General features: G+C 66.0%; 1 protein-coding gene and 1 pseudogene. Both read right to left on the bottom strand.

Features of this window, described 5'->3' with window-relative positions; translation table 11 throughout:
- Positions 1 to 326 (bottom strand): annotated as a pseudogene (locus ACFOW8_RS29115) (transposase); the annotation flags it as partial.
- A complete protein-coding gene (locus ACFOW8_RS29110; RefSeq protein ID WP_378554888.1) occupies positions 326 to 631 on the bottom strand; it encodes a transposase in 306 nt (101 codons plus the stop codon). The gene ACFOW8_RS29110 and the pseudogene ACFOW8_RS29115, both read right to left, overlap by 1 nt.
- Positions 632 to 638 lie beyond the last annotated feature (7 nt).

Genomic DNA, 638 nt, shown 5'->3' with positions numbered 1-638 from the left:
TACTGGTGGAGCAGGGCGAAGGTCTGTTCCACGATCCAGCGGCCGGCGGTGACCTTGTCGCGGGTTCCGCGGCGCGGGATGTAGCCGGTGATCCCGCGTTGCCGTAGCTCGGTGTACACGCTGGGGTAGTCGTAGCCCTTGTCGGTGATCAGCGTCTTGATCCGTCGCGGTGGTGGCCCTGGACGGCCGCGCAGTGGCCGGAGACCATCGAGCACCGCGGGCAGCATCAGGTGGTCGTTGACGTTTGCCGCGGAGAGCTCCACGACGAGCGGGAACCCATTGCCGCGGGTCAACAGGTGATGTTTGGAGCCAGTCTTGGCGCGGTCTACCGGGCTGGGCCCGGTCGCGGCGCCCCCTTTTTCGCCCGCACGTGCGAGCCGTCGATCATGACACGGTCGAAGTCGATCAACCCAGCCGCGTTACTGCGATCCAGGACCGCTTGGTGCATCGCCTCGAACACTCCAGCGGCTTGCCAGTCCCGCAACCGACGCCAACACGTCATCCCGGACCCGAACCCGAGTTCCTGAGGTAGGTCCTCCCACCCGATCCCGGTGAACAGCACGAACAAGATCCCCTGGAACACCAGCCTCGGATCGTGCTGAGCCGGGCCCGGTGTTCCTGCCGGTTTCACCGGTAGT

Origin of the sequence: Nocardia rhizosphaerae, assembly GCF_042650365.1 — a bacterium.
GTDB classification, from domain to species: Bacteria; Actinomycetota; Actinomycetes; order Mycobacteriales; family Mycobacteriaceae; genus Nocardia; species Nocardia rhizosphaerae.
Note: the sequence above shows the minus strand (reverse complement) of the source record. Positions and strands in the feature narration are given on the sequence as shown.